Consider the following 25,923-nt stretch of genomic DNA (forward strand, 5'->3'; position numbering starts at 1 on the left):
CATTCTCAACCTGAGTACAACCGCCGTGGCGGGCTCAGTCCAGGAAACGCACCAGGGCGTCGTCGACCGCCGCCGCCTCCCGCCAGGGCAGGCTGTGGTGCGTCGCGCCCGGCAGCACCTCGACGACGGCGGACGGGAACAGCTCGCGGGCCTGCCGCGCCACCCGGGCCGGGTCGTGCGACCGGCTGCGGCCGGCGACCAGCACCGCCAGCGGCGCCGACAGCGCGCCGACGTCCGGGCGGCGCGGCGGCACCGGGCGCGCCGCCCGGAACGCCGTCGCCGCCAGCACCTGCAGGTCCGCCCACTCCCCCGCCGGGCCGCCCGTCTCCCACGCCAGGAACCGGCGCACCCGCGCCTCCGTCGGGCGCAGCAGCATCGGCGCCGCCCGCAGCAGGTAGCGCGGCGCGAAGCCGCCGAACACCGACGTCGGGTCCAGCAGCGCCAGCCGGCCCACCCGGCCCGGCGCGTGCACGGCCAGGGCGGCCGCCTGCCAGCCCCCGTACGAGTGCCCGCACACGTCGGCCCGGCCCACGCCGAGGCCGTCCAGCACCTGCGTCAGCCAGTCCAGCAGCGCCGCCCGGGTCGTCATGGGGCGGCCCGCCGGCACGCTGCGCCCCGCGTCGCCGAGGTGGTCGACGGCGTACACCCGGCGGACCGCCACCAGCGCGCCCACGTTCGCCCACCACGACGCCGACGTGGCGCCGCCGCCGCTGAGCAGCAGCAGCGGGGGCCGGTCCGGGCGTCCGGCGGCGTTGACCCGGGTGGTGCCGTACTGCGTCGGCACGTCAAGCGGCGTGACCGGCACCGGCCAGCGGGCCAGCGCCGCGTCGTAGGCGGCGCCGAAGCGGCGCTCGTCATCGGCGGTCCGGAAGGCGGCGGACGTCGACGTCGTCATGCCGGGCAGCCTGCCAGACCCCCCGCCCGCGCGGATCCGGGTGATTCCCCCACTCCGTGTGCGGGTACCGGGAGCCTCATGGCGGAACTCACCTGGCTGGGCGTCGTGCGGCACGGCGAGAGCACCGGCAACGTCGCCGCGACGGCGGCCGAGGCCGCGGGGCTGGAGAACATCGACATCCCGGAGCGCGACGCGGACGTGCCGCTGTCGGACACCGGGCGGGAGCAGGCCGCGGCCGTCAACGCCTGGCTGCGCACCCTCGACGCGCCGCCCGACGTGGCGATCGTGTCGACGTACCTGCGCACCCGGCAGACCGCCGAGATCGCCCTCGAGGGCCTCGGCGTGCACGCCGTGCGCGACGAGCGGCTACGTGACCGCGAACTCGGCGTGCTCGACCTGCTCACCGGGCACGGCGTGCGCACCCGGCTGCCCGCCGAGGCCGAGCGCCGCAGCCGGCTCGGCAAGTTCTACTACCGGCCGCCGGGCGGCGAGTCCTGGGCCGACGTGGTGCTGCGGCTGCGCAGCCTGCTGCGCGACGTGCGCGAGGACCACCCCGGCGGGCGGGTCCTGTTCGTCGGCCACGAGGCGATCGTGCTGCTCATCCGCTACCTGGTCGAGGGCCTCGACGAGGAGGCGCTGATGGCCGTCGCCCGCGAGCACAGCATCGCCAACTGCTCGATCAGCGTCTGGTCCGGCGAGGACGGCCTCAAGCCCGCCCTGTTCAACCACGTCGCGCACCTGCGCGCCGAGGGCGCCCCGCCCACCCGGGAGGAGGGCGTCGATGCCGAGCCCGTCTGAGTCCCCGGTCGAGCAGGTCGTCACCCCCCGGGTGCTGCGCGCGTGGCCGCTGCCGGACCCCGCGGGCGGCAAGGAGTCCCGCGGCACCGTGCTCGTCGTCGGCGGCTCCCGCTACACCCCCGGCGCCGTGCTGCTCGCCGGCGTCGCCGCGCTGCGCGCCGGGGCCGGGCGGCTCCAGCTCGCCGTCGTGCAGTCGACCGCCGCCGCGCTCAGCATCGCGGTGCCCGAGGCCAAGGTCGTGGGCCTGCCCGAGACCGACGCCGGCTCGGTGTCGGGCGACGTCCCGCAGCACGTGCTGGAGATGGCGGGCAAGGCCGACGTCGTCACGATCGGCCCCGGCCTCGACGACATCGACGAGACCACCCGGCTCATGGAGGCCCTGCTCGGCGCGGTGCGCCCCGGCACGCCGGTCGTGCTGGACGCGTACGCCCTCGGCGCGCTCAGCGCGCACCCGGAGCTGCTCGCCGGCCGCGACGTGCGGGCGGTGCTGACCCCGAACACCACGGAGGCCGGCCACCTGCTGGGCCGCGACCCCGGCGACGACCTGGCCGCGGCCGCCGCCGAACTGGCCGGGCGGCACGGCGCGGTCGTCACCCTGTACGGCCACATCGCCACGCCCGACGGCCGGGCCTGGCGCGAGGAGAGCGGCGACGTCGGCCTCGGCACCTCCGGCAGCGGCGACGTGCGCGCCGGGATCGTCGCGGGCCTGCTCGGCCGCGGCGCCGACCCAGCGCAGGCGGCCTGCTGGGGCGCGTACGTGCACGCGGGCTGCGGCCGCCGCCTCGCCCCGCGGCACGGCCACCTGGGTTACCTGGCGCGGGAGCTGGTCGACGAGGTCGCCGCCACCATCGCGATGGTCTGAGCCGGCGGCCCCGGACACACGGCGGGCGGGACCGGATCGGTCCCGCCCGCGGCGCGCGTGCCCCCGGTCAGCGCCGGTGCGTCGTGTCCTCGTCCAGGTCGATCTGCTCCTTGCGGACCTCGCCGCCGACGGTCTCCTGCTCGGTGACGGTCTCCTTGTTCAGGCGCACCCGCTCCACCGGCACGGCCTCGGTGTCCACCACCGGGCGCTCCGCGCGCAGCGTGACCTCGTGCTCCTCCTCGGAGATCGCCGGGCCGTCCATCGCCCGGTCGACGTTGCCCTCGGTGATCGGCTCGCGCTCCAGGCGCACCTCTTCGCGGCTGACCGGGACGGTGACCTGCTCCTGCTCGGTCACGACGTACTTGCGCAGCCGGGCCTTGCCCCGCTCCTCGGTCTGCGTGCCGGCGACCAGGCGCTCCTCGGAGCGGGTCATGGCGTCGTCGGTGTTCGGCCCGGAGGTGTCGTGGCCGGCCGTGCGGGTCTCCGTGCCGGTGTCCCGCGCGTAGGTCTCCGACGTGTCCGTGGTCCCCGTCCGGGCGTAGGCCGAGTCGGTGTCGGTGTAGCCGGCGGTGCCCGGGCGCCCGGTCGACTCGGCGGAGATGCCGTAGTAGCGGTACAGCTCCTGCTCCTCCTCCGGCGTCAGGTCGCCGTCGGCGTCGATGCGCGGGGCGTTCTTGACCCGGTCCTTGTCGTACGGGACCTGCACCCGGTCGCCGGTGAAGGAGGCCTCGGTCAGCGGCACGAAGGACTCCTTGGTGCCGAACAGGCCGGTCTTCACCGACACCCACTCCGGCGAGCCGGAGGCGTTGTCCAGGTAGATCTGACCGGCGGTGCCGATCTTCGAGTCGTCCGCGCCGTACACGTCGGTGCCGCGGATCCGGCCGATGTCCTCGGAGGTGATCATGATCGGGTGTTCCTTCCGTCGTGGCGGGGGGAGCCGCCGTTTTCGGGTGTGGTCGCCCGCCGCACGGCGCGTCGCGCGCCGGCGGTCGGGGTGGTGCTGTGGTGCGGGACGACTAGTGGCCGAGGCCCGCCTTGTCGACCCGGCGGTGGAAGCGCATCCCGGCGAGGCCGCCGAGGATCGCTCCGATGAGGGCGGTCAGCAGGGCCGCCACGATGGCGATGATGCCGCCGGTCGTGAGCGCGCCCTCGTCGACCGGGATGCGCGGGAAGCCGTTGAGGCGGCCCAGCACGTCGAACTCGTTGCCGAGCACCGCCGCCGCGATCGCGACGACGACCGCCACGACGACGGCCCAGACCCACACGGCGATGCCCTGCTTCATGCCGTTGAAACGCGCCATCCGGCCGGCCACGTAGCCGCCGCAGTAGTAGGCGATCAGCAGCACCGCCAGCAGCAGGATGCCGCTGACCAGGCCGATGGTGTCGGCCTGCTGGGTGGCCTGCTGGGCCGCCTGGTCCGGGTCGGTCTCGGTGGCGACGCCCAGGGCGGCGCCGGCGCCGGCGAGCAGCGCGGTGAGGATCACGGCGGTGCCGGTGGCCGTCAGCCAGCCGAAGAACGCCGAGCCCCACTTGATGCCGCCGAAGCTCTCCTTCTCCCGCTGCACGACCGTGTGCCGGTCCTGCACGGCGCGGGCGCCGTGATCGCCGTGCCCATCGCGCACGCCGTCGCGGTCGAGGTCGCGGTCGCCCGGGCCCATGCCGGTGTCCCGGTCGGCGTCGCGCCGGGTGCTGCCGGTGGAGTTCTCTGCGCTGGTGCTCATGGTGTGCTCCGGGGGTGTCCGAGAAGCGTGCGTCCACTTGTCGGCTGCCCTCACCCGGCTCCGGTAAACGGCCGGACTCATATTTGTCATGCAGCACGCGACGCGCCCCCGGGAGGATCATCCTCCCGGGGGCGCGCCGGTGTGGCGTCAGGCGGCCGGGCTGAGCGCCGGGCGGCGCAGGGTGGTGGTGACCAGGACGATCGCGGCGGCGTTGAGCGCGATGCCGACGGCCGCGACCACCATGATCACGCCCGGGACGCCGTCGGCCACGAACGCCGGCAGCGCCGTGAGCGCCGACAGGACCCGGGTGACGACGATCGCCGCGACGCCGCCGCGGCGGCCGGTCCAGGCGAGCGCCACCCCGGCCAGCGTGATGAGGCCGAGGACGGCGCAGGCGATGCCGACGGCCATCGGTGGGTGCTCCCCGTCGCTGGTGAGCGGCGTGCTGAGGTCGCCCAGGCCGAGCAGGACGGCCAGGACGACACCGGTGACGAAACCCTTGCTGCGGTGCATGGTGTGCTCCCTCGTAAGACGACTGGGAGCACTCTCGCCCGGCGCGGCGGTGCGGCACATCGCGGCTGCTGCGGGTCCGTGTTCCGTGCTGGCACGTATGCCCTTCCGGCGCGCCCGGGCCTAGCGTGGGCCCATGCCCCGCGTGCTCGCGTACACCGCCGCCGTCGTCGCCGTGCTGCTCGCCGCCGCCGGGGCCGGGCTGGCCGTGGCGAGCGGCGAGCCGGGCGCCGGGTGGTACGTGGCGGGCGGGGCGGTGCTGGGGGCGGCGTCCGTGGCGCTCGGCCTGCTGGTGGCGCACCGCCGCCCGCGCAACGCGGTCGGCCCGCTGCTGGTGCTGGTCGGGCTCGTGCCGATCTGGCTGACCGGCTCCGACCTGTACGAGGCGGCGGCCGCGAACAGCCCCGCGCTGCGCCCGGTGCTGGAGCCGGTGCTGGCGCTGCACGACGGCGACTGGATGTGGCTGTACGTGCCGCCGGCGCTGCTCGCCCTGCACTTTCCCGACGGCCGGCTGCCGGGCCCCCGCTGGCGCTGGGTGGCGGCCGGGCTGATCGCCGTGCCGGCGGCGTTCACGCTGCTCGTCGCGGGCGACCCGGCGGCGGAGGGGCCCCGGCTGTACACCCTGCCGGGCTGGGCCCTGTGGCCCGCGCTCGCGCTGTTGCCGGTGCTGCTGGGCCTGCTGGTGGCGACGGCCGCGTCGATGGTGCAGCGGTACCGGCGGGCGGACGACCCGGTGCGCCGGGCGCAGGTGCGCTGGTTCGCCCTCGGCGCGCTGTTCGTGCCGGCCACGCTGCTCACCTGCTGGCTGAGCTACCTGCTGCTGAGCGGCCCGGACCTGGTGCTGGCGGGGCTGGCGGCGACGTACCTGGCGGTCCCGGCGGCGACGGCGGTCGCGGTGCTGCGCCACGACCTGTACGACGTGGACCGGGCGCTCAGCGGCGCGATCCGCTACGGCATCCTGTCCGCCGCGCTGCTGGCGTTCTGGACGGCGGCGACGGTCGTCGGCGGCCTGGCGCTGGGCCGGCAGTCGGTGCCGGCGGCGGTGGCCGCGACGACGGCGTGCGCGCTGGCGCTGGCGCCGCTGCGGACCCGGCTGCGGCGGTGGGTGGACCGCCGGTTCTACCCGCGGCGCGAGGCGGCGCTGAGCGCCATCGACGAGTTGCGCCGGCGCACCCACGACGGCGCCGCCCGCCCCGAGGAGCTGGGCGCGGTGCTGCGGACGGCGCTGCGCGACGAGCACCTGCGCGTCGGCTACCGGGTGCCCGGCGTCGCGGCCGTGGTGGACGCCGACGGCCACCCGCTGGCCCGCGGCGACGACCCGGCCGTTCCGGTGCTGCTGGGCGGCACCGAGATCGGCGTGCTGACGTACCGGTCGGCGGGCTCGCGGGAGCTGCTGCGGGAGGTGGCGGCCGCGGCCGCGCTGCTGGTGGAGGTGGTGCGGCTGCGGCTGGAGCTGGGGGTGGCGCTGCGCGAGGTCGCGTCCAGCCGGTCGCGGCTGCTCACCGTGTCGTACGAGGAGCGGCGGCGGCTCGAACGCGACCTGCACGACGGCGCCCAGCAGCGGCTGGTGTCGCTGGGCATGGCGCTGCGGCTGGGCCAGCGGCACCTGGACACCACCGACGTGGACGCCCTCATCGACAGCGCGGTCGCCGAGCTGGGCGCGGCCGTCGCCGAGTTGCGCCAGATCGCCCACGGGCTGCGCCCGAGCAGCCTCGACGACGGCCTGGCCAACGCGCTGACGATGCTGGCCGGGCGGGTGCCCGCCGCCGTCGAGCTGGAGCTGCCGCCGGACCTGCGCGCCGAGGCGCTGCCGGACGTGGTCACGACGACGGCGTACTACGTCGCCAGCGAGGCGGTGGCGAACGCCGTCAAGCACGCCCGGGCGGCCAGCATCGGCCTGCGGGTGGAGCGCGGCGCCGACCGGCTGACCGTGCGCATCCGCGACGACGGGTGCGGCGGGGCGCTGCTGCGGCCGGGCGCCGGGCTGGCCGGGCTGGCCGACCGGGTGGCGGCGGCCGGCGGCGGGCTGGTGCTGACCAGCCCGGCGGGGCGCGGCACCGTGGTCGAGGCGCACCTGCCGGTGGCGGGGTGACGGGCGTGCGCATCGTCATCGGTGAGGACTCGGCCCTGTTCCGGGAGGGCCTGGCGGCGCTGCTGGCCGACGCCGGGCACGACGTCGTGGCGAAGGCGGGCGACGCCCCGGCGCTGGTGCGGGCGGTCGACGAGACGGCGCCGGACCTCGCGATCATCGACATCCGGATGCCGCCGGACCACACCGACGACGGCGCGCGGGCGGCCCGGCAGGTCCGCGCGGCGTGGCCGGAGCTCGGGATCGTGCTGCTGTCCCAGCACGTCGAGACCCGGCACTCGGTGGACCTGGTGAGCTCCGGCCGGTTCGGCTACCTGCTCAAGGACCGGGTGCTCGACGTGGACGACTTCCTCGACGCGCTGCGCCGGGTGGCCGCGGGCGGCTCGGCGCTCGACCCGGAGGTCGTCGGCCGGCTGATCGGCAGCCACCCGCTGGCCGCGCTGAGCGCCCGGGAGCGCGAGGTGCTGTCGCTGATGGCGGAGGGCCGCACGAACGTGGGCATCGCCCGGCGGCTGTGGCTGACCGAGCGCACGGTCGAGACGCACGTCGGGTCCATCATGGCCAAGCTGGGCCTGCCCGCCGGCGACGAGAACCACCGGCGGGTGCAGGCGGTGCTGGTCTACCTCAACCGGTGAGCGGGGCGGCGCAGCGCGATGTGCGGCGGGCCGCCCGGCACCAGGCGCAGGTCCGGGTCGGTCACCTCGAAGCCGAACCGGCGGTAGAACGGCACGTTCGCCGGGTCCGACGTCTCCAGGTACGCGGGCACGCCGTCGCGGTCGGCGCGGTCCAGCCCGGCCTGCACGATGCGGGAGCCGAGGCCGCGGCCGTGGCGTTCCGGCCGGACCCCGAGCACCACCAGGTACCAGTGCGGCTCGGCGGGGTGCGCCCGGGCGCCGTTGCCGCCGATGGCGGCGAACGCCGGGAAGCAGCGCGGCGCGGCGGCGAAGGTGCGGGCCAGCGCGGGCAGCGCCCGCACCTTCCGGGCGGCGCTCCACGGGTACGCCCCGGGCGGCAGCCACACGCCGACGGCGCCCGGGGTGACCGGGTCGTCGGCGTACGCGCCGCCGTAACCGATCGCGTCGCGGATGGTGGCCTCGAAGAACGGCCGCAGCGCGGCGCGGCGCCGGACGCGGTCGGGGAAGACGTGCCGGAACGCCGGGTAGTCGGCGTGGCTGGCGATCAGCACGCCGGCGGCGGCGCGGTGCTCGCCGGGGCGCAGGACGGCGGGGGTGTTCACGGTCGGCGGCTTCGACGCACCATGCCTGACGATAACCAGGCGGCGCCCCGTTCCGGCAGTGCGGAACGGGGCGCCGCTCGTGGTGTGCCCGAGGTGCGTCCTAGTCGAGCAGTGCCGTGACCGTGCCGGCGGCGACGGTGCGGCCGCCCTCGCGGACGGCGAAGCCCTGCCCGACGTCGAGCGCGACCGCCTTGCCCAGCGAGACGGTCACCTCGGCCGTGTCGCCCGGCAGCATCATCGGCAGGTCGCCGATGTCGATGCCGCCGGACACGTCGGTCGTGCGGAAGTAGAACTGCGGCCGGTAGTTCGCCACGAACGGCGTGTGCCGGCCACCCTCCTCCTTCGTCAGCGCGTACAGCTGCGCCGTGAAGGCGCGGTGCGGCGTGACGCTGCCGGGCAGCGCCACGACCTGGCCGCGCTCGACCTGGTCGCGCTTCACGCCGCGCAGCAGCACCGCGGCGTTGTCGCCGGCCTCGGCCTCGGCGAGGCTCTTGCCGAACGTCTCCAGCCCCGTCGCCACCGTGGCGATCGTGTCGCCCAGGCCGACCACCTCGACCGGGTCGCCGACGCGCAGCGTGCCGCGCTCCACCTTGCCGGTCACGACGGTGCCGCGGCCGCTGATGCTCAGCACGTTCTCGATCGGCATCAGGAACGGCTCGCCGAGCTCGCGCGGCGGCACCGGGACGTAGTCGTCGACCGCCTGCAGCAGGTCCACGACGGACTGCACCCACCGCGGGTCGCCCTCCAGCGCCTTGAGGGCGCTGACGGCCACGATCGGCACCTCGTCGCCGGGGAAGCCGTACTCGGTCAGCAGTTCCCGCACCTCCAGCTCGACGAGCTCGAGCAGCTCGGCGTCCTGCACGGTGTCCGCCTTGTTGAGGGCGACCACGAGGTACGGCACGCCGACCCGGCGGGCCAGCAGCACGTGCTCGCGGGTCTGCGGCATCGCGCCGTCCTGCGCCGAGACGACGAGGATCGCGCCGTCCACCTGCGCCGCCCCCGTGATCATGTTCTTCACGTAGTCGGCGTGGCCCGGCATGTCCACGTGGGCGTAGTGCCGGGTGGCGGTCTCGTACTCGACGTGGGCGATGTTGATGGTGATGCCGCGGTCGCGCTCCTCGGGCGCCCGGTCGATGCCCTCGAAGTCCACGTACCGGTTGGCGGCCGGGTCGCGGTCGGCGAGGACCTTCGTGATGGCGGCCGTCAGGGTCGTCTTGCCGTGGTCGACGTGACCCATCGTGCCGATGTTGAGGTGGGGCTTGGTCCGGATGAACTGGCTCTTGGCCATGGTGCGTCCTCACTGGGTGCGAAGAACGGAAAGGGTGTCGTGGATCGCCGGGGTGACCCCCGCGCCGGAACCGCGCGCAGCCACCCTCCCCCGGGCGGTTCCGCTGCGCGGACGGGGAGGGTCAGCTTCGGGTATCGGCGCCGGCGTGCGCGCACACCGGGACGGCCGGCAGGACGAGACCTGCGGCCTTCACGGCACCGGTGCGGGCGAACATGGCGATCACGCTAGGCCTGAACCGCGCGGCGGCCCACCGAATTCCCGCCTAGGTTGGGAGCCATGGACGTGTTCACGGAAGCCTACGGACGCCTGCCGGACCTGATCACCGCGGCCGTCGACGGCCTCGGCGCGGACCAGCTGACCTGGACGCCGCAGCCCGGCGCCAACCCGATCGGCTGGCTGGTGTGGCACCTGACCCGGGTGCAGGACAGCCACGTCGCCGAGCTGACCGGCCGGCCGCAGGTGTGGGAGTCCGACGAGGTGGCGGCCGGCTTCGGGCTGACCCCGGACCCGGAGAACACCGGCTACGGGCACGGCCCGGCCGAGGTGGCGGCGGTGCGCCCGGCGAGCGCGGCGGTGCTGACCGGCTACTACGGCGCGGTGCACGAGCGCACCCTGGAGTTCCTGTCCGGACTGACGGCGGCCGACCTGGACCGGGTGGTCGACGAGGCGTGGGACCCACCGGTGACGCTCGGCGTGCGGCTCGTCAGCATCCTGGACGACGACGTCCAGCACGCCGGCCAGGCGGCGTACGTGCGCGGCCTGCTGCCGTAGCGCGGAGGGCGTTTTCGCAGCTCACCGGCGTTCATGTTACCTGCAGGTAACTGTAAAGTGAAGACGTTACTTTTACGTCCGTCCATGTCACGCTGCTCATCACCGGAGCTCCGGCCCCCGTCCCACCCATGGACCGGAGGCCACCACGATGGTCAGACGACTCGCCGCCCTCATCGTCCTGCCCCTGCTCGCCACCCTCCTCGCCGCGACCCCCGCCCGGGCCGCCAGCGTCGACTACGTCGCCCTCGGCGACTCCTACGCCGCCGGCACCGGCGCCACCGGCGCGGGCGGCCTGTGCTTCCGCAGCGCCGCCGGCTACCCCGGCCTCTGGGCCGCGCGCAACGACCCGGCCAGCTACCGCACCGTGGCGTGCAGCGGCGCCACCACCGCCGACGTGCGCAACCTGCAGCTGTGGGCGCTGAGCGCGAAGACCGACCTCGTCACCCTGACCGTCGGCGGCAACGACGCCGGGTTCGTGCCCGCCGTGCTGACCTGCCTGCTCGGCACCGACGCCGCGTGCCTGCGCGAGGCCGAGAAGAGTCGCTCCTTCATCCGCACCGGGCTGGCCGCCCGCCTCGACGCCACCTACCGCGACGTCGCCCGCCGCGCCCCCAACGCCACGGTGGTCGTGCTGTCCTACCCCCGCCTGTACGACGAGGCGGCCACCACCTGCGACATGAGCCCGGCGAAGCGCCGCACCCTCAACGCGGGCGCCGACGAGCTCGCCGCCGTCACCCGCGCCCGCGCCGCCGCGGCCGGCTTCACCTACGCCGACGTCCGCGACACGTTCGCCGGGCACGGCATCTGCGCCCGCACCCCGTGGGTCAACCCGGTGAACGTCCTCAACCCGGTGGCGTCGTTCCACCCCAACGCCGCCGGCTACCGCGGCGGCTACCTGCCCGCCCTGTCCGCCGCCCTGTGAGGCATTATTCGATCGACGCCCGGCCCGGCCGCGGTTAGCGTTCGTCCTGCGTGAAGCCGTCCGGTGCGCAGGCGCCGGCTACTTCGACTGTTCATCGGCAGGTCGGCGGGTTCGAGTCCCGCCCCCGGCTCCGGCCGGGTAGCTCAGGGGCAGAGCGGCACGTACCGGCACCGACTCCGACCTCGGGCGGTCTTCACGCACCTGACGCCCGGTGCGCAGGGCACGGTTACTTCACTCCACGGATCCGGAGGTTGCGGGTTCGAGCCCCGCGGGCGGCCCCGGCCGCCGTAGCTCAACTGGCAGAGCGCCGGAATGAACACCGTGCCCGACTCCTGATCTCGGGCGCTCCACATGCGACACCACGGGGGCACCACCATGGCCAAGTTCAACCTGATCCGGCGGCGGGCGCCCGCGACCACCCACGAGGGCGGGCGCGGCTACCGGCGCGACCCGAAGCGCGAGCTGTTCCTGCTCGCGGTCACCAACCTCGTCGGCGAGGGCACGTTCTACGAGCGGGCCGCCGACCGCGACGACCGGTACGCGCGGCTCGTGCGCGAGGTCGCGGCGCAGGACCCGGCGTGGACGCTGGCGTTCCTGCGCTGGCTGCGCGGCGACGCGAACATGCGGTCCGCCGCGCTCGTGGGCGCCGCCGAGGCGGTGCGCGGCATGCTGACCGCCGGGCACCCGGGCGGGCGGGCCGTCGTGGACGCGGTGCTGCGCCGGGCCGACGAGCCGGGCGAGCTGCTGGCGTACTGGACGGGCGCGTACGGCCGGGCCGTGCCGAAGCCGGTCAAGCGCGGCCTGGCCGACGCGGCGACCCGGCTGTACTCCGAGCGCAGCCTGCTCAAGTACGACACCGCCACCAAGGGCTTCCGGTTCGGCGACGTGCTGGAGCTGGTGCACGCGGCGCCGGCCGACGAGCGGCAGGGCCTGCTGTTCCGGCACGCGATCGACCGCCGGCACGACCGGGGCGACCACGCGGGCCTGCCGACGGTGGCCGCGCAGGCGGCGCTGCGGGCGGCGGCCGCGGACGACCCGGCGGTGCTGCTCGACCCGGACGCGCTGCGGGCGGCCGGCATGACGTGGGAGGACGCGCTGTCGCTGGCGGGCCCGCGGGTGGACCGGCGCGCGCTGTGGGAGGCGCTGATCCCGTCCATGGGCTACATGGCGCTGCTGCGCAACCTGCGCGCCTTCGACGGCGCGGGCGTCTCCGACGAGGTGGCCGGGGCCGTCGCGGCGAAGCTGGCCGACCCGGGCGAGGTGGCCCGGTCGCGGCAGCTGCCGCTGCGGTTCCTGTCGGCGTACCGGGCGGCGCCGTCGCTGCGCTGGGCGTACCCGCTGGAGCAGGCGCTCGGGCACAGCCTGGCGGGCGTGCCGGAGCTGCCGGGGCGCACGCTGGTGCTGATCGACACGTCGTACTCGATGCACTCGGGGTTCTCGCGCGACGGCAAGCTGCTGCGCTGGGACGCGGCGGTGCTGTTCGGGCTGGCGCTAGCGCGCCGGTGCGCGGCGGCCGACGTGGTGTCGTTCTCGAGCGCGACGCGGGTGTTCCCGCGGGTGCCCGGCGAGTCGGTGCTGGCGGCCGTGCAGCGCTGGCAGCGCGACGGGTACTTCCTGGGCCAGGGCACCGACACGGCGGCCGCGCTGCGCGACCACGTGCGCGGGCACGACCGGGTGGTGGTGCTGACCGACGAGCAGGCCGCGGCCGACGCGCACGGCGGCGTGCACGCGGCGGTGCCGGCGGGCACGGCGCTGGTGACGTTCAACCTGGCCGGCTACCGGCACGGCCACGCGCCGGACCCGGCGCCGGGCCGGATCACGGTCGGTGGCCTGTCGGACCAGGCGTTCCGGCTGCTCCCGCAGCTGTCGGGAGCAGCCGGCGCCTGGCCGTGGGAGTAGATCAGCGGATGGCGGCGAGGTACTTGTCGAGGGCGGTGTAGCTCTCGTTGGCGCCCGCCTCCATCCCCGACTGCACCATGCCGTCGCGCGCCTCGGTGGAGTCGAACTCGCTGACGGTGGTGACGATCGTCCGGCCGTCCTCCTCGGTCAGCGTCAGCGTCTCGACGCAGACCTGGCCGGGCATGGGCTCGTACTCGAAGGTCTGGACGATCCTCTCGCCGGGCACAATCTCGCGGTACTCGCCGCGGAAGGCGTGCTCCTGGCCGTCGGCGTGCTCGACGAAGCGGTAGCCGCCGCCGACCCGGAAGTCCATGGTGACGTCGAGCGGGTTGCCGCGGCCCCACCAGTGCTTCACGTGCTCGGGCTCGGTGTGGGCGGCCCAGACCAGGGCGCGGGGCGCGTCGAAGGCGCGGACCATCTTGATCGTGGTGGCGGTGGGCTGGGTGACGGTGATGGCGGTCATGACTGCTCCTTCAGGTCGCGGAGGTAGGTGTCCAACGTGTCGTAGCGCTGCTCCCAGTGCCGGCGGTACTGCTCGACCCACTCCGCCACGCTCTTGAGCGGGGCCGGGTCGAGGCGGCAGCGCCGCCACTGGGCGTCGCGGGTGCGGACGATCAGCCCGGCCTTCTCCAGCACCCCGAGGTGCTTGGAGACGGCCTGCAGGCTCATCGGGAACGGCTCCGCCAGCTCGTTGACCGTGGCGTCGCCGGCGGCGAGCCGGGTGAGGATCGCGCGGCGGGTCGGGTCGGCGAGTGCGGCGAAGATCGTGCTGACTGTGTCCGTTGCCATTGCTTTCAACCACCTGGTTAATCAACCGATAGGTTGAACATAGCGTTCCGGGCGCGGATGTCAAGGGGCAAGCGGAGAATGACCGGCATGACGACGATGCCGGCGGCCTTCATCGGGCACGGCAGCCCCATGAACGCGCTCGAGGAGAACCGCCACACCACCGCCTGGCGCGACCTCGGCGCTGCCGTGCCCAGGCCGCGCGCCGTGCTGGTCGTGTCCGCGCACTGGTACATCCAGGCCACCGCCATCACGACCATGGCGCGCCCGCGCACCATCCACGACTTCTTCGGCTTCCCGCAGGAGCTGTTCGACGCCGAGTACCCCGCGCCCGGCCTGCCCGAGCTGGCCGACGAGATCGCCGACGTCGTCGAGCCCGTGTGGATCGGCCGCGACGTCGACAGCTGGGGGCTGGACCACGGCACCTGGTCGGTGCTGCGGCAGATGTTCCCCGCCGCGGACGTGCCGGTCGTGCAGCTGTCCGTGAACGCCACCAAGCCCCTCGGCTACCACCTCGACCTGGGCGCCCGGCTCGCCCCGCTGCGCGAGCGCGGCGTCATGATCGTCGGCAGCGGCAACGTCGTGCACAACCTGCGCATCCTCGACCGGGCGATGGGCGAGTCCGGCTTCGACTGGGCGCACCGCTTCGACGACGCGGTCCGCGACCGGATGACCGCCGACCCCGCCGAGGTGGCCGGCATGACCGCGCACCCGGACTTCGGCGTCGCCGCCGAGCTGCCCGACCACTTCCTGCCGCTGGCCTACCTGGCCGGGCTGGCGGCCGCCGCCGGGCGCGGCACCGGCGTGCTGACCGACGGCTACCTCGGCGGGTCGCTGTCGATGACCGCGTACACCCTGGACGCTCCCCCGCTGCCCGCCGGCGGCGGCGGGGCGGCCGGCGCGGTCGTGCCGAGCGGGGTCCCGGCGGACGGGGCGAACGTCTAGGGTCGCCCCCGTGGTGACCTTCCCCGTGGACGACGTGCCCCCAGCCACCGACCGGCTGCCCACCCGGGCGCTCGGCGAGCTGTGCGACGGCGCGCTGGCCGTCGGCGGCGACCCCGGCCTGCCGGTGCTGGAGCCGGACGGGATGCACCCGCTGCTGTCCGCCGTCGGGCGGGCCTTCGCGCAGCACCGGCCGCTCGTGCTCAGCCCCGACGCGGTGTGGCTCACCATCGCCCAGGGCGTCGCCCAGCACGTGCGCCTCAACGCCGAGCGGCTGCGTCCCGCCCTCGTGCGGCACACCGGGCGCAAGCGGCTCACCGTGCCGCTGCACGGGCCCATGCCCCGCGACGCCGCGTCCTGGGGCGGCATCGTCGACGCGTTCACCGGCCTGCTCGGCGCCGAGATCCGCGACCCGGGCCTGTTCGAGTGCGACTTTTCCACCAGCACCGGCGTCGAGCGCACCGCCGGGCGGATCGTGCTGCTCGACGCGTACTCCGCCTACTTCGGCCTGCAGCTGGTGTGCGTGTGCGGCATCCCGTCCGTCACCCTCACCGGCACCGCCGCCGACTGGCGGCGCATCCGCGAGCGCGTCGACGCGATCGCCGCGCTCGACCCGGACCTGCGGCGGTGGTGCCGGTCGCTGGCGCCCATCGCCGACCAGTTCGTCCGCGCCGCCGCCGGGGATCCCGACACCGCGTTCTGGCGGCGCATCTACAGCCCGCTGGACGCCTACGGTGGCGACGTCGTCACCGGCTGGGTCGCGCGGCTGTACCCGTACCTGATGGGCGACGGCGCGCAGGACCGCCCCAACCCGCTGCTGCGCCTGCCCCTGGACGAGCCGCGCGACGTGCCCGCGGGGCAGCGCCCGGCCGGCATCCGCACCGACACCGTGCCCGCCACGCTGTCCCGGGTCACCGTCACCGTCACCGACCTCACGGACGCCGACAACCGGCTCGTCGCCCTGCACGCGGGCGTGGCCGCCGTCGCCCAGGACGCCGACGGGGCGCTGCGCCCGGTCGCCGGCTGGCACCTCGCGCCGGCCACGCGGGGCATCGACGAGGTGCTCGACCGGATCCTGGACGACCACGAGCCCGGCCCCGAGCAGCCGCTGCCGCCGACGGCCGACGTGCCCGCCGACCTCGTCGCCGTCTGCCGGCGGCTCGGGGCCACCACCCTGTTCGGCGGGGCGTGGCGGCTGCCGTTCCACGACGAGCGCCGCACCGCCTGGTGGGCCGCCGGCCGGCGGCAGCTCGTCGAGGTCGCCGGTCTGGCGGACGGCCGCAGCATCTGCGCGGTGCCCGGCGCGGGCGACACGGTGCACTGGGCGCTCTGCCGGCTCGACCCGCCCGAGGACCCGGACGACCCGGACGCCCACCACCGCCCGGCCGGCGACCCGGCCGACGTGCCGCTGCTCGGCACGTCGCTGGCCGTGCTGCTGGACGCCGCCGCCGACTCCGGCGGCGACGTGGACCACCTGGCGACCGGCCGGCTGGCCGACCTGGCGCGGGCCTGACGCTACGATCCGGCGGTGCGTCCCGCCCTGCTCGCGCTGACCGCCGCGCTCGTCCTCGGTGGAACCGCGGCGTGCTCCGGCCCGCCCGCCGGGCCCGCCGCCCCTCCCCCCGCGTCGTCCGTGCCGGCCCCGCCGGCCGCGCCGGCCGGCCCGCCGGCCACCGTGCTCACCGTCGGGGACCGGCCGGTGGCCGTGACCGTCCCGCCCGGGTACCGGCCCGGCACGCCCGCGCCCCTGCTGGTGATGCTGCACGGGTACGGCGGCACCGGCGACCGGGAGGAGGCGTACCTGCGGCTCGCCCCCGAGGCGGCCGCCGCCGGCATGCTGTACGCCCGGCCCGAGGGCACCGCCGACGCCCGCGGCGAGCGGTTCTGGAACGCCGACCCCGCCTGCTGCGACACCGCCCGCACCGGCGTCGACGACTCCGCCCACCTGCGCCGCGTCATCGGCGCGCTGCAGGACGCCTACACCGTCGACCCGGACCGGGTGTACCTGGTCGGCGTGTCCAACGGCGGGTTCATGGCGCACCGGCTCGCCTGTGACCACGCCGGGCTGGTGGCGGCGATCGTCAGCGCCGCGGGCGCCGGGCCGTCCACGCCGTGCCGGCCGGCCGCGCCGGTGAGCGTGCTGCAGATCCACGGCGACGCCGACTCCGTCGTCGGCTACGCCGGCGGCACGGTGTTCGGCCCGCACCCCGGCGCGGTCGGCACCGTCGCCGACTGGGCCCGCCGCAACGGCTGCGCCGCCGCCACCCGGCCCGGCCCGGACCTCGACCTGGCGCTGTCCGCCGACGTGCAGGCCCCGGGCACCCGGCCGCTGGACGGCCCGGAGACCCGGGTCACGAGCCACCCCGGGTGCCGGCCCGGCGGGCACGCCGAGCTGTGGACCGTCGCCGGCGGCGACCACGCCCCCGCGCTCGCCCCCGGCCACGCCCGGCGGGTGGTGCGGTTCCTGCTCGACCACCCGAAGCCGTAGCGCCGCGGGGCTAGTCGGCCACCCGGGCCGTGGCCAGGGAGTCGGCGAAGCGGGCCGGGCCGAGGTCCAGCCCGCCCGGCACCACGCAGTCCGGGGCGGGCAGGTCGTCCGGGTCCACGGCGGTCATCGCGGCCAGCACGTCGTCCGGGCTCAGGCCCGCCGACTGCAGGGCGCGGACCTCGTGCGGGTTCACGCCGGGCGGCTGCGGGCCGTTGCCCAGGTCGGTGCCGTAGCGGACCTCGCCGCCGTGGCCCAGGAACAGCCGCAGGTTGCGCAGCGCGGCGTCGCGGTCGCCGCCGCCGTGGATGGCCAGGGTGCTGATCCACACCTGGCGGGCGGCGCACGCGCGCAGCAGGCCGTCGTCGAGCGGCCCGGTCCACGGGGTGTGCGCCAGCCGCGGCACGCCCGCGTCCAGCGCCAGCTCCACCATGCCCGGGCCCTGGGCGTGCGCGACCACCGGCAGGCCGGCCGCCACCACCGCGGCGACCGTCGCGCGGTCCGGCACCGGGCCCGCGTCCGCGTTCAGGCACACCTTCAGCAGGGTGGCGCCGGCGGCGCGCTGCTCCGCGGCCGCCTCCGCCGCGTCGGCCGGCGAGCGCACGAACCGCCAGCAGCCCGGCGGCGCCCACGCCCGGTCGCTGGGGTAGCCGCCGGGCGCAGTGAGGAACGCGCCCGCGTACCGGACCACCGGCAGGCCCGGCCCGCCCAGCCGGGCCAGGTCCGCCGGGACGCCGCCGAGGTCGGTCACGGCGGCGATGCCGCCGCGCCGGACCGCCGCCAGGTCGGCCAGGGCACTGTGGACGTGCGCGTCGCGCAGCGCCGGCAGCCGGGTCATGCCGGGGTACGGGCGAGCAGGTCGCGCAGCGCCGCCAGCCCGTCGTGCACCTCGCGGAAGCTGGTGCTCAGCGGCGACAGGCCGACGCGGATGCCGTCCGGGCGGCGGTAGTCGGGGATGACGCCGCGCTCGTACAGCGGGGCGAGGACCCGCTCGAAGCCGGGGCGCCGGAGCATCAGGTGGCCGCCGCGGCGCGCGTCGTCGCGGGGGCCCGCCACGGTCACGCCGAGCGGCGCCAGCCAGGCGTCCGCCAGGTCGAGGGCGTACCCGGTGAGCCGCAGCGACTTGGCGCGGATCGCCGCGATGCCCGCCCGCTCGATCAGGTCGAGGCTCGCCGCGAGCGGCACCATGCCCAGGATCGGCGGGGTGCCGCTGATCAGGGCGCGGGCGCCGGGGGCGGGCACGTGCTCGGGGCCCATCGCGAACGGCTCGGCGGTGCCCAGCCAGCCGCGGATCGGCTGGCGCACGTCGAGCCCGGCCCGCACGTACGCGTACGCGGGCGCGCCCGGCCCGCCGTTGAGGTACTTGTACGTGCACCCGGCGGCCAGGTCGGCGCCCCAGTCGTCGAGCGCCACCTCGACGGAGCCGCCGGAGTGGCTGAGGTCCCACAGCGTCAGCGCCCCCGCGTCGTGGGCGATACGGGTGATGGCGGCCGCGTCGGCGATCCAGCCCGACCGGTACGCCACGTGGCTGAAGCTGACCAGCGCCGTGTCCGGGCCCACCGCGGCGGCCACCTGCTCGGGGCGGATCCCCTCGGCCGGGTCGGTCTCGATCCAGTCCAGGTGCAGGCCGCGCTCGGCGGCGACGCCGGCCAGCACGTACCGGTCGGTGGGGAAGTTGTCGGTGTCCAGCACGATGCGGGTGCGCCCGGGGCGGGCGTCGACGGCGGCCCGGGCCAGCTTGTAGAGCAGCACGGTGGTGGAGTCGGCGACGACGACCTGGCCGGCGGCGGCGCCCAGCACGGCCCGGCCCAGCCGGTCACCGAGCGTCTGCGGCCAGTCCAGCCAGCCGTCGGTCCACCCGCGGATGAGCCGGCCGGCCCACTCGTCGGCGACGAACGCGGCGAGCCGCTCGGCCGCGGCCCGGGGCGGGCGGCCCAGCGAGTTGCCGTCGAGGTAGGCGAGCACGTCGCCGCTGGGCAGGAACTCGTCGCGGAACCCGGCCAGGGGGTCGCCCCGGTCGAGCTCGTCCGCTCTGTCGCGCGCACCGTCGGTCACGACTCACCAGCATCGCGGCCCTTACGCCGCGGGGCAAGCGTTGCGCGGCGGCGCTACCGTTCGCGTCGTGCTGGTCGCGGTGCTGTGGCTCGGGGCGTTCGTCGGTGGTCTCGCCGACGTGTCCCCCGCCGCCGTGCTGACCGGGGCGCTGGTGCTGCTGGTGGCCGCCGTCGCGGCCCGCGCCGTGCTGCGCGCGGCGGCGGGCGGCGCCCGGCCGTGGGTGGCGGCGCGGCACCGGCAGCGCGCCGCGGGCGTGCCCCGGCACCGCGACCCCGACGCGGCGGGCCGCTCGCGCCCCCGGGCCCCGGCGGCGGTCCCGGCGACCCCCTGACCCGCCCCGCGGCGGGCGCGGTCGCCCTCAGGATCCGTCCTGTTTGACCGCCGCCCGAGGAGCACCCCCGTGTCCATTCCCGTGCTGGACGACGTCGTCGCCGCCGTGTCCCCCCTGATCGAGAGCCTGTCCCACCTGACCGGCGGCCCGGCCGCCGCCATCGTGCTGTGCACGGCCGCGCTGCGGCTGGCGCTGCTGCCGCTGACCCTCGCGGCCGTGCGCGGCGAACGCGCCCGCGCCGCCCTCGCCCCGCGCGCCGCCGAACTGCGCCGCGCCCACGCCGACGACCCCGCCCGCTACGCCGCCGAGCTGACCGCCCTGCACCGCGACGCCGGGGTGTCGCTGTTCGCGGGGGTGCTGCCGATGCTGGCGCAGGCGCCGTTCCTCCTGCTCTGGTACCGGATCTTCAGCACCGGCCTGCTGTCCGGCACGCTGCTCGGCGCGCCGCTGTCGGCCCACCTGACCGCCGCCCCGCTGGCGTTCCTGCCGCTGGTGGCGGTCCTGGTCGCCCTCGGGGTCGTCACGGCGTGGCGGTCCCGCCGCGTCGCGGCGGCCACCGGCAACCCGCCGCCGCCGGCGCTGATCGCGGCGCTGCCGCTGCTGAGCGCGGTGACGGCGCTGTTCCTGCCACTGGCCGCCGCCCTCTACCTGACGACGACGGTCGCCTGGAGCACCGGCGAGTCGTTCGCACTGCGCCGCGGTCTGCCCGCCCGGTCCGCGCCGGCCGGTTAGGGCCGGGACAGCAGCAAGGCGATGCCCTGGCCGACGCCGATGCACATGGTGCACACGGCCCGCCGGACGCCGCGCAGCCCGAGTTCGTGGGCGGCGGTCAGGGCGAGCCGGGCGCCGCTCATGCCGAGCGGGTGGCCCAGCGCGATGGCGCCGCCGTTCGGGTTGACGTGGTCGGCGTCGTCGGGCAGGCCGAGGGTGCGCAGCACGGCGAGGGCCTGCGCGGCGAACGCCTCGTTCAGCTCGATGACGTCCAGGTCGGCGACGGTGAGGCCGGCGCGGGCGAGCAGCTTGCGGGTGGCGGGCACCGGGCCGAGGCCCATGAGGCGGGGCGCGACGCCGGCGACGGCGGCCGACTCGACGCGGGCCAGCGGGGTGAGGTCGTGCCGGGTGACGGCGGCCTCGCTCGCCACCAGCAGGGTGGCGGCGCCGTCGTTGACGCCGGAGGAGTTGCCGGCCGTCACGGTGCCGCCGTCGCGGAACGGGGTGGGCAGGGCGGCGAGCCTGTCGGCCGTCGTCTCGCGGGGGTGCTCGTCGGTGTCGACGACGGTGGCCGGGCCGCGGCGGGTGGGCACCTCGACCGGGGCGATCTCGGCGGCGAACCGGCCGGCGGCCTGGGCGGCGGCGGCCCGCTGCTGGGAGCGCAGCGCGAACGCGTCCTGGTCGGCGCGGGACACCCCGCACTCGGCGGCGACGTTCTCGGCGGTCTCCGGCATCGAGTCGGTGCCGTACGCGGCGCGCATCGCCGGGTTGACGAAGCGCCAGCCCAGCGTGGTGTCGTGGATCTCGGCGGTCCGCGCGTACGGGGTGGTGGCCTTGGGCAGCACGAACGGCGCGCGGCTCATGCTCTCGACGCCGCCGGCGACGACCAGGTCGGCCTCGCCGGCGCGGATGGCGCGGGCGGCGGTGGCCAGGGCGTCGAGGCCGGAGCCGCAGAGCCGGTTGACGGTGCTGCCGGGGACGCTGTCGGGCAGGCCGGCCAGCAGGGCGGCCATGCGGGCCACGTTGCGGTTGTCCTCGCCGGCCTGGTTGGCGCAGCCGAGCACCACGTCGTCGACCTCGGCCGGGTCGACGGCGGGCAGGCCGGCCAGCAGTTCGCGGATCGTGTGGGCGGCGAGGTCGTCGGGGCGGACGGCGGCCAGCGCGCCGCCGTACCGGCCGACCGGGGTCCGGACACCCGCCACCAGGTAAGCCTCGGCCATGACTCGGCAGCTTACGCCGAACGGGCGGCCCGCCGCAGTGGCGGACCGCCCGTGGCCGGCTGCCGTGCCGCGCCCACGTCAGCGGTGGGCGATCGCGGAACGCCGGCGCGCGGCCTGCTCCTGGAGGATCTCCTCCATCTCGCGGATGTCCTCGGCGCTGTGCCGGCTCATCAGCATCTCCAGCTCGGCCAGCTCGGCCGGGGTGGTGTAGCCGGCGAGCTCACGCTCGAGGCGGCGCCGCTCGTCGCGGCGGGCGCGGTGCGCGTCCAGGTCGGCGCGCAGTCCGTTCAGTGCGGTGGCGATGCTCATCGGTGTTGTCCTCACCTTTCGTCGGGGCGCCGGTACGACGCGGGGAAGTGCGGGTTGAAATGGAAGGCCGTCCAGTCGTCCAGCCATTTTCCGAAGCGGCGCACAGGCCACTCCTTCCAGGTCGGTGCAGGATTGCCCGGCGGTGGCCACGTTGCCTCGCCGTCCCTGTCAACCATCCGGGTTCTGCGTTGCGATGCCACGACTAAATAGTTAAAGGCGGGCGACGACACATTCTCGGCAGTGGTGCGCGCCACGTTTTCCGGGTTATTTCTCAGGTCCGAAACAATGCGGTGACAATGCCCGCCGGCGGGACCGCCGGTACGGTGGCGGCATGAAGGTCGGGATCGGGTTACCGGTGTCCGGGGCGTGGGCGCAGCCCGCGTCGGTGGTGCGCGTCGCGGAGCTGGCGGAGTCGCTCGGCTACCACAGCGTGTGGACGTTCCAGCGGCTGCTGGTGGGCCGCGACCAGGACCTCGACCCGGTGTACCGCAGCGTGCTCGACCCGATGACGGCGCTGGCGTACGTGGCCGCCCGCACGTCGCGGGTGCGCCTGGGCGTCGCGGTGGTCAACGCGCCGATGGTGCACCCGGTGCCGCTGGCGAAGCAGGCGGGCACCCTCGACGTGCTGTCCGGCGGCCGGCTCGACCTGGGGCTGGGCACCGGCTGGTCGGAGGTGGAGTTCGCGGCGACGGGCAGCTCCCCGGAGCGCCGGGGGGCGCTGCTGGAGGAGTACCTGGCGGTGCTGCGCACCCTGTTCGCCGACGACGTGAGCGCGTTCGACGGCGAGTTCTACCGGCTGCCGCCGAGCCGGATGCGGCCGCTGCCGGTGCAGCCGGGCGGCCCGCCGGTGCTGCTGGGCGGCACGGCCGACGCGGCGCTGCGCCGGGCCGGCCGGGCGAGCGCCGGGTGGATCAGCGGCAGCACGGCCAGCCTGGAGCAGATCACGCGCGGGGTGCGGGTGGTGCGCGAGGCGGCGGAGCGGGCCGGCCGCGACCCGGCCGCGGTGCGGGTGGCCTGCCGGGGCACCCTGCACCTGGGCGAGCCGCAGCCGGACCGGCCGCTGTCGGGCTCGTACGAGCAGGTCCGCGCGGGCGCGGCGGAGCTGGCCGCCCGGGGCGTCGACGAGCTGTTCTACGACCTGAACTGGGACCCGCTGATCGGGTCCCCGGACGCGGACCCGGAGGCGGCCGTGGAGCGGGCCGCGGAGATCATCACCACACTGGCTCCGGGCGGCTGAGCGCGAACCGACGCAGGCCTCGTACTTTCGGTTGGTCACCGCTCCATCGTTCAGCTAGCTTCGTTGCCGGTAGACAAACATTCCACCAGGCAAGGGAGCGGCCCGTGAGCGTGACCACGACGCACGTCGACTCGTACCGCGACGCCGAGGAGCTGCAGGCCGACGAGCTGATGCAGCAGCTGGCGACACTGCCCGCCGGCACGCCGGGCCGCGAGCGACTGCGGGCCCGCGCCATCGAGGCCTGGGTGCCGATGGCCAACCGCCTCGCCCGCCGCTTCTCCGGCCGCGGCGAGCCGTCCGACGACCTGCAGCAGACCGCGATGGTCGGGCTCATCAAGGCCGTCGACCGCTACGACGCCGACCGCGGCATCGACTTCGCCGCCTACGCCATCCCCACCATCATCGGCGAGATCAAGCGCCACTTCCGCGACCGCACCTGGTCCGTCCGCGTCCCCCGCCGCCTCCAGGAACTGCGCCTGGCCATCAACGACGCCAACAACGTCCTCACCCACACCCTCGGCCGCGCCCCCACCGTCGCCGACATCGCGGCGCACCTCGGCGTCACCGAGGAAGAGGTGCTCGAAGGCCTCGAAGGCGCCCGCGCCTACCAGGCCACCTCCCTGGCCACCCCCACCGGCGGCGACACCGGCACCATGGAACTCGGCGACACCCTCGGCGAGGACGACCACGGCTTCGCACTGGCCGAGCTGCGCCTCGACCTCGGCCCCGCCATGGCCACCCTCGACGAGCGCGAACGCCGCATCCTCACCCTGCGCTTCTACGGCAACCAGACCCAGACCCAGATCGCCGAGCAGATCGGCATCTCCCAGATGCACGTCTCACGCCTGATCACCCGCGCCCTCGGCAAGCTGCGCACCCAGCTGGCGTGACCCGCCGGCGCCGCCGGCCCCACGGGGCCGCGGCGCTAGGGTCCGGTCATGCATGACGAGGGCGTGGACTTCCCCCGGGCCGCCGGCCGGCCCGCCCGCCGGGCGCTCGCCGCCGTGGGCCTGCGCGAGCTGGCCCAGGTGGCCGGGCGATCCCGCGCCGAGCTGCTGGCGATCCACGGCGTCGGGCCCCGGGCGCTGGACGCCATCGAGGCGGCGCTGGCGGAGCGCGGGCTGCGGCCGCTCACCTGAGCGGCGGTCAGCGCCAGCCGGGCGGCGCCGGCGGGCGGCGGTTGTCGCTGAGGCCCGGCAGCAGCGTCAGGGCCGCCGCGATCGGCCCCACCACCACGGCCAGGTACATGAAGAACAGGCCCAGGTCCGCGCCCGCCGCCACCACGAGCAGGCCGAACACCCCGCCGACCAGTGCGGTGCCGACGGCGACCACGGCGGCCACCGCCTTCTGCGCGCCCGTCCACCGCGGGGAGCCCATCGCCACCAGCAGGCCGGACAGCGGACCCACCACCGGCAGCAGCACGGCCCCGCCGGTCAGCAGGGCGATGGCCGTGTACTCGGAGGCGCGCGACTCGCCCCGCGGCGCCGGCGGGCGCGGCGCCGGCGGTGGCGGCCGGAGCGGGCCGGTCAGGTGCACCGGCATGCGGCCGCGGCGGGCCGCCGCCACCAGGGACTCCGGCGGGCCGAGCAGGCGCAGCACGTACTCCGGGTCGTCGCCCGGGCCGGTGCGGCGCAGCGCGATGTAGTCGGCCACGACGCCCATCAGCTCGTCGCGGGTGTCCGGGGTCAGCTCCTCGGCGGCCGCCCACAGCGCGGCCAGGTAGTCCAGCACGAGGACGTCGGTGTGGGCGAGCGGCGCCGGGACCGGCCGGTGATCTGCTGTCGTCATCGTTCCCCCAGTGGTGGTGTGCGGTCCGCGCGGATGGCGACCAGCCTGCCCGGGGCGGGCGGCGACGCGTATCCGCCCGCGGACCGGAAACGCCCGCGCGGCCTCTGCCTTTCGGCCGATGCCCGGCCCTGCTAGGCGCCCAGCGCCAGGTCGGCGACCGTGTCGGCGCACCCCCACGACAGGGTCATGCCGGCGCCGCCGTGGCCGTACGCGTGCACCACCCGGGTGCCGCCGGCGGTCTCGCGCTCCACCCGCGGGCCACCCGTGCGGACCGGGCGCAGGCCGGTGCGCTCGGCCAGGACCGGCGCCCCGGCCAGCTCCGGGACCAGGGCGACGCACCGGCGCACGATCGCCGCCGACACGGCCGGGTCCGGGCGCACGTCCCACTCCCCCGGCTCGTACGTGCCGCCGAGCACCACGTCGCGGGCGCGCGGGTGCACGTAGGTGACCGGGTCGCCTTCGGCGCGCACCGACACGTCGATGCCCGGGTTGGCGACCAGCACGACCCGGCCGCGGGCGGGGTGCACCGCCGCGTCGCCGCACAGCTCGCGGGCGGCCAGCCCGGTCGCGTTCACGACCACCGGGGCGGCGCCGGACAGCTCGGCGAGGCGGCGCACCCGGCGGCGCTCCACCCGGCCGCCCGCGGCGCTGACCCGGCCCGCCAGCCACGGCAGGTACGCGCCCATCTCGGCCAGCGGCGCGGTGAACCGGACCTCCGCGCCGGCCAGCACCACGCCGCCGGCGGCGGGCGCCCACCACGGCGCGGCGGCGGCCGGGGCGGCCAGCAGGTTCCGGGTCGGGTGCAGGGACACCCCGGGCACCCCGGTGGCCGCCTGCCGGGTGAACTCGGCGTACGTGGCGGCCGCCCACGACAGCACCCGCGGGTCCGGGTCGGTGCGGGTCGGGTACCAGACCGCGGCCGCCACCGACGACACGACGTCCGCCGGGTCGTCCGCGGTCAGCACGGTCACCCGGGCGCCGCGCTCCAGCAGCCGCACCGCCGCGGTGAGCCCGACGACGCCCCCGCCCACCACGATCACGTCCGTTGCGCCGGTCACCCGGACATC

29 protein-coding genes are annotated in these 25,923 nt (G+C 76.2%); 15 read left to right on the forward strand and 14 right to left on the reverse strand.

Features of this window, described 5'->3' with window-relative positions; genetic code table 11:
- Positions 1-34: 34 nt before the first annotated feature.
- Entirely contained in the window at positions 35-895 is an 861-nt protein-coding gene (locus Sya03_RS23820; RefSeq protein WP_203940624.1) for an alpha/beta fold hydrolase, read from the reverse strand.
- A gap of 78 nt (positions 896-973) precedes the next feature.
- On the opposite strand from Sya03_RS23820, the gene Sya03_RS23825 reads away from it, so the two are divergent.
- Entirely contained in the window at positions 974-1,693 is a 720-nt protein-coding gene (locus Sya03_RS23825; RefSeq protein WP_203940625.1) for a histidine phosphatase family protein, read from the forward strand.
- Positions 1,677-2,555, forward strand: coding sequence for an NAD(P)H-hydrate dehydratase (locus Sya03_RS23830; protein ID WP_203940626.1), 879 nt, complete (start codon positions 1,677-1,679; stop codon positions 2,553-2,555). Before Sya03_RS23825 ends, Sya03_RS23830 begins: the two co-directional genes overlap by 17 nt.
- A gap of 67 nt (positions 2,556-2,622) precedes the next feature.
- On the opposite strand, the gene Sya03_RS23835 is transcribed toward Sya03_RS23830, so the two are convergent.
- The 3 genes from Sya03_RS23835 to Sya03_RS23845 all read right to left on the reverse strand — a co-directional run bounded on the left by Sya03_RS23835 (position 2,623) and on the right by Sya03_RS23845 (position 4,789).
- Positions 2,623-3,459 carry a DUF2382 domain-containing protein gene (locus tag Sya03_RS23835; RefSeq protein ID WP_203940627.1) on the reverse strand — a complete coding sequence of 279 codons (837 nt, stop codon included), beginning with the start codon at positions 3,457-3,459 and terminating at the stop codon, positions 2,623-2,625.
- Between the two features lie 112 nt (positions 3,460-3,571).
- On the reverse strand, positions 3,572-4,276 hold the full coding sequence (locus Sya03_RS23840; RefSeq protein ID WP_203940628.1) for a hypothetical protein: 705 nt from the start codon (positions 4,274-4,276) through the stop codon (positions 3,572-3,574).
- Between the two features lie 147 nt (positions 4,277-4,423).
- Entirely contained in the window at positions 4,424-4,789 is a 366-nt protein-coding gene (locus Sya03_RS23845; protein WP_203940629.1) for a hypothetical protein, read from the reverse strand.
- A gap of 133 nt (positions 4,790-4,922) precedes the next feature.
- Here Sya03_RS23845 and Sya03_RS23850 point away from each other — a divergent pair, with 133 nt between their 5' ends.
- Both Sya03_RS23850 and Sya03_RS23855 read left to right on the forward strand, forming a co-directional pair.
- Positions 4,923-6,878, forward strand: coding sequence for a sensor histidine kinase (locus Sya03_RS23850; protein WP_203940630.1), 1,956 nt, complete (start codon positions 4,923-4,925; stop codon positions 6,876-6,878).
- Between the two features lie 5 nt (positions 6,879-6,883).
- The gene (locus tag Sya03_RS23855) at positions 6,884-7,510 is read left to right on the forward strand and encodes a response regulator transcription factor (RefSeq protein ID WP_203940631.1); all 627 of its coding nucleotides are present in this window, start codon (positions 6,884-6,886) and stop codon (positions 7,508-7,510) included.
- On the opposite strand, the gene Sya03_RS23860 is transcribed toward Sya03_RS23855, so the two are convergent.
- Positions 7,495-8,112: a GNAT family N-acetyltransferase gene (locus Sya03_RS23860; RefSeq protein WP_203940632.1), complete on the reverse strand. Its 618-nt coding sequence runs from the start codon at positions 8,110-8,112 to the stop codon at positions 7,495-7,497. The genes Sya03_RS23855 and Sya03_RS23860 overlap by 16 nt on opposite strands.
- Positions 8,113-8,212: 100 nt before the next feature.
- Positions 8,213-9,400 carry an elongation factor Tu gene (tuf, locus tag Sya03_RS23865; protein ID WP_203940633.1) on the reverse strand — a complete coding sequence of 396 codons (1,188 nt, stop codon included), beginning with the start codon at positions 9,398-9,400 and terminating at the stop codon, positions 8,213-8,215.
- Positions 9,401-9,676: 276 nt separating this feature from the next.
- On the opposite strand from tuf, the gene Sya03_RS23870 reads away from it, so the two are divergent.
- The 3 genes from Sya03_RS23870 (at position 9,677) to Sya03_RS23880 (ending at position 12,992) form a co-directional block, all read left to right on the forward strand.
- Positions 9,677-10,171: a mycothiol transferase gene (locus Sya03_RS23870; RefSeq protein WP_203940634.1), complete on the forward strand. Its 495-nt coding sequence runs from the start codon at positions 9,677-9,679 to the stop codon at positions 10,169-10,171.
- A 148-nt stretch (positions 10,172-10,319) separates the two neighbouring features.
- A complete protein-coding gene (locus Sya03_RS23875; RefSeq protein ID WP_203940635.1) occupies positions 10,320-11,093 on the forward strand; it encodes an SGNH/GDSL hydrolase family protein in 774 nt (257 codons plus the stop codon).
- A gap of 375 nt (positions 11,094-11,468) precedes the next feature.
- Entirely contained in the window at positions 11,469-12,992 is a 1,524-nt protein-coding gene (locus Sya03_RS23880; RefSeq protein ID WP_203940636.1) for a TROVE domain-containing protein, read from the forward strand.
- 1 nt (position 12,993) lies between these two features.
- Here Sya03_RS23880 and Sya03_RS23885 read toward each other — a convergent pair whose 3' ends face one another.
- Positions 12,994-13,455 (reverse strand): SRPBCC family protein, encoded by a 462-nt coding sequence (locus tag Sya03_RS23885; protein WP_203940637.1) that lies wholly within the window; start codon positions 13,453-13,455, stop codon positions 12,994-12,996.
- The gene (locus Sya03_RS23890) at positions 13,452-13,781 is read right to left on the reverse strand and encodes an ArsR/SmtB family transcription factor (protein ID WP_203940638.1); all 330 of its coding nucleotides are present in this window, start codon (positions 13,779-13,781) and stop codon (positions 13,452-13,454) included. The genes Sya03_RS23885 and Sya03_RS23890 overlap by 4 nt, the downstream gene beginning before the upstream one ends.
- An 87-nt stretch (positions 13,782-13,868) precedes the next feature.
- Here Sya03_RS23890 and ygiD point away from each other — a divergent pair, with 87 nt between their 5' ends.
- The 3 genes from ygiD to Sya03_RS23905 are packed head-to-tail and all read left to right on the forward strand — an operon-like array spanning position 13,869 to position 17,208.
- Positions 13,869-14,723, forward strand: coding sequence for a 4,5-DOPA-extradiol-dioxygenase (gene ygiD / locus Sya03_RS23895; RefSeq protein ID WP_239107796.1), 855 nt, complete (start codon positions 13,869-13,871; stop codon positions 14,721-14,723).
- A gap of 10 nt (positions 14,724-14,733) precedes the next feature.
- Positions 14,734-16,233, forward strand: a complete 1,500-nt coding sequence (locus Sya03_RS23900) for a DUF4419 domain-containing protein (protein WP_203940639.1) — start codon at positions 14,734-14,736, stop codon at positions 16,231-16,233.
- Positions 16,234-16,248: 15 nt separating this feature from the next.
- Complete coding sequence (locus Sya03_RS23905; protein WP_203940640.1) at positions 16,249-17,208, forward strand: CE1 family esterase; 960 nt, start codon at positions 16,249-16,251, stop codon at positions 17,206-17,208.
- Positions 17,209-17,218: 10 nt separating this feature from the next.
- On the opposite strand, the gene Sya03_RS23910 is transcribed toward Sya03_RS23905, so the two are convergent.
- Positions 17,219-18,043: an amidohydrolase family protein gene (locus tag Sya03_RS23910; protein WP_203940641.1), complete on the reverse strand. Its 825-nt coding sequence runs from the start codon at positions 18,041-18,043 to the stop codon at positions 17,219-17,221.
- Positions 18,040-19,260, reverse strand: a complete 1,221-nt coding sequence (locus Sya03_RS23915; RefSeq protein WP_203940642.1) for a kynureninase — start codon at positions 19,258-19,260, stop codon at positions 18,040-18,042. Before Sya03_RS23915 ends, Sya03_RS23910 begins: the two co-directional genes overlap by 4 nt.
- A 67-nt stretch (positions 19,261-19,327) precedes the next feature.
- Between Sya03_RS23915 and Sya03_RS23920 the strand changes: the two genes are divergently transcribed.
- Both Sya03_RS23920 and yidC read left to right on the forward strand, forming a co-directional pair.
- On the forward strand, positions 19,328-19,591 hold the full coding sequence (locus Sya03_RS23920; RefSeq protein WP_239107797.1) for a DUF6412 domain-containing protein: 264 nt from the start codon (positions 19,328-19,330) through the stop codon (positions 19,589-19,591).
- Between the two features lie 69 nt (positions 19,592-19,660).
- A complete protein-coding gene (yidC, locus tag Sya03_RS23925) occupies positions 19,661-20,323 on the forward strand; it encodes a membrane protein insertase YidC (RefSeq protein WP_203940643.1) in 663 nt (220 codons plus the stop codon).
- Here the strand turns inward: yidC and pcaF are convergent.
- Complete coding sequence (gene pcaF / locus Sya03_RS23930; RefSeq protein ID WP_203940644.1) at positions 20,320-21,522, reverse strand: 3-oxoadipyl-CoA thiolase; 1,203 nt, start codon at positions 21,520-21,522, stop codon at positions 20,320-20,322. The genes yidC and pcaF overlap by 4 nt on opposite strands.
- A 78-nt stretch (positions 21,523-21,600) precedes the next feature.
- Complete coding sequence (locus tag Sya03_RS23935; RefSeq protein WP_203940645.1) at positions 21,601-21,831, reverse strand: hypothetical protein; 231 nt, start codon at positions 21,829-21,831, stop codon at positions 21,601-21,603.
- Positions 21,832-22,162: 331 nt separating this feature from the next.
- On the opposite strand from Sya03_RS23935, the gene Sya03_RS23940 reads away from it, so the two are divergent.
- The 3 genes from Sya03_RS23940 (at position 22,163) to Sya03_RS23950 (ending at position 24,207) form a co-directional block, all read left to right on the forward strand.
- Complete coding sequence (locus Sya03_RS23940) at positions 22,163-23,068, forward strand: TIGR03619 family F420-dependent LLM class oxidoreductase (protein ID WP_203940646.1); 906 nt, start codon at positions 22,163-22,165, stop codon at positions 23,066-23,068.
- A 170-nt stretch (positions 23,069-23,238) separates the two neighbouring features.
- Positions 23,239-23,958, forward strand: coding sequence for a SigB/SigF/SigG family RNA polymerase sigma factor (locus tag Sya03_RS23945; RefSeq protein WP_203940699.1), 720 nt, complete (start codon positions 23,239-23,241; stop codon positions 23,956-23,958).
- 48 nt (positions 23,959-24,006) lie between these two features.
- On the forward strand, positions 24,007-24,207 hold the full coding sequence (locus tag Sya03_RS23950) for a helix-hairpin-helix domain-containing protein (protein WP_203940647.1): 201 nt from the start codon (positions 24,007-24,009) through the stop codon (positions 24,205-24,207).
- Positions 24,208-24,214: 7 nt separating this feature from the next.
- Here the strand turns inward: Sya03_RS23950 and Sya03_RS23955 are convergent, their stop codons facing one another.
- On the reverse strand, positions 24,215-24,856 hold the full coding sequence (locus tag Sya03_RS23955; RefSeq protein WP_203940648.1) for a hypothetical protein: 642 nt from the start codon (positions 24,854-24,856) through the stop codon (positions 24,215-24,217).
- A 131-nt stretch (positions 24,857-24,987) separates the two neighbouring features.
- Positions 24,988-25,914, reverse strand: coding sequence for an FAD-dependent oxidoreductase (locus tag Sya03_RS23960; protein ID WP_203940649.1), 927 nt, complete (start codon positions 25,912-25,914; stop codon positions 24,988-24,990).
- Positions 25,915-25,923: the final 9 nt, after the last annotated feature.

Source organism: Spirilliplanes yamanashiensis (assembly GCF_016863475.1).
Classification (GTDB): Bacteria; Actinomycetota; Actinomycetes; order Mycobacteriales; family Micromonosporaceae; genus Spirilliplanes; species Spirilliplanes yamanashiensis.

What these genes read in the sequence shown, in the direction of transcription:
- Sya03_RS23820 (WP_203940624.1), bottom strand. Translation starts at nt 895, where the DNA reads ATGACGACGTCGACGTCCGCCGCCTTCCGGACCGCCGATGACGAGCGC.
- Sya03_RS23825 (WP_203940625.1), top strand. Translation starts at nt 974, where the DNA reads ATGGCGGAACTCACCTGGCTGGGCGTCGTGCGGCACGGCGAGAGCACC.
- Sya03_RS23830 (WP_203940626.1), top strand. Translation starts at nt 1,677, where the DNA reads ATGCCGAGCCCGTCTGAGTCCCCGGTCGAGCAGGTCGTCACCCCCCGG.
- Sya03_RS23835 (WP_203940627.1), bottom strand. Translation starts at nt 3,459, where the DNA reads ATGATCACCTCCGAGGACATCGGCCGGATCCGCGGCACCGACGTGTAC.
- Sya03_RS23840 (WP_203940628.1), bottom strand. Translation starts at nt 4,276, where the DNA reads ATGAGCACCAGCGCAGAGAACTCCACCGGCAGCACCCGGCGCGACGCC.
- Sya03_RS23845 (WP_203940629.1), bottom strand. Translation starts at nt 4,789, where the DNA reads ATGCACCGCAGCAAGGGTTTCGTCACCGGTGTCGTCCTGGCCGTCCTG.
- Sya03_RS23850 (WP_203940630.1), top strand. Translation starts at nt 4,923, where the DNA reads ATGCCCCGCGTGCTCGCGTACACCGCCGCCGTCGTCGCCGTGCTGCTC.
- tuf (WP_203940633.1), bottom strand. Translation starts at nt 9,400, where the DNA reads ATGGCCAAGAGCCAGTTCATCCGGACCAAGCCCCACCTCAACATCGGC.
- Sya03_RS23870 (WP_203940634.1), top strand. Translation starts at nt 9,677, where the DNA reads ATGGACGTGTTCACGGAAGCCTACGGACGCCTGCCGGACCTGATCACC.
- Sya03_RS23875 (WP_203940635.1), top strand. Translation starts at nt 10,320, where the DNA reads ATGGTCAGACGACTCGCCGCCCTCATCGTCCTGCCCCTGCTCGCCACC.
- Sya03_RS23880 (WP_203940636.1), top strand. Translation starts at nt 11,469, where the DNA reads ATGGCCAAGTTCAACCTGATCCGGCGGCGGGCGCCCGCGACCACCCAC.
- Sya03_RS23885 (WP_203940637.1), bottom strand. Translation starts at nt 13,455, where the DNA reads ATGACCGCCATCACCGTCACCCAGCCCACCGCCACCACGATCAAGATG.
- Sya03_RS23890 (WP_203940638.1), bottom strand. Translation starts at nt 13,781, where the DNA reads ATGGCAACGGACACAGTCAGCACGATCTTCGCCGCACTCGCCGACCCG.
- ygiD (WP_239107796.1), top strand. Translation starts at nt 13,869, where the DNA reads ATGACGACGATGCCGGCGGCCTTCATCGGGCACGGCAGCCCCATGAAC.
- Sya03_RS23910 (WP_203940641.1), bottom strand. Translation starts at nt 18,043, where the DNA reads ATGACCCGGCTGCCGGCGCTGCGCGACGCGCACGTCCACAGTGCCCTG.
- pcaF (WP_203940644.1), bottom strand. Translation starts at nt 21,522, where the DNA reads ATGGCCGAGGCTTACCTGGTGGCGGGTGTCCGGACCCCGGTCGGCCGG.
- Sya03_RS23935 (WP_203940645.1), bottom strand. Translation starts at nt 21,831, where the DNA reads ATGAGCATCGCCACCGCACTGAACGGACTGCGCGCCGACCTGGACGCG.
- Sya03_RS23940 (WP_203940646.1), top strand. Translation starts at nt 22,163, where the DNA reads ATGAAGGTCGGGATCGGGTTACCGGTGTCCGGGGCGTGGGCGCAGCCC.
- Sya03_RS23945 (WP_203940699.1), top strand. Translation starts at nt 23,239, where the DNA reads ATGCAGCAGCTGGCGACACTGCCCGCCGGCACGCCGGGCCGCGAGCGA.
- Sya03_RS23950 (WP_203940647.1), top strand. Translation starts at nt 24,007, where the DNA reads ATGCATGACGAGGGCGTGGACTTCCCCCGGGCCGCCGGCCGGCCCGCC.
- Sya03_RS23955 (WP_203940648.1), bottom strand. Translation starts at nt 24,856, where the DNA reads ATGACGACAGCAGATCACCGGCCGGTCCCGGCGCCGCTCGCCCACACC.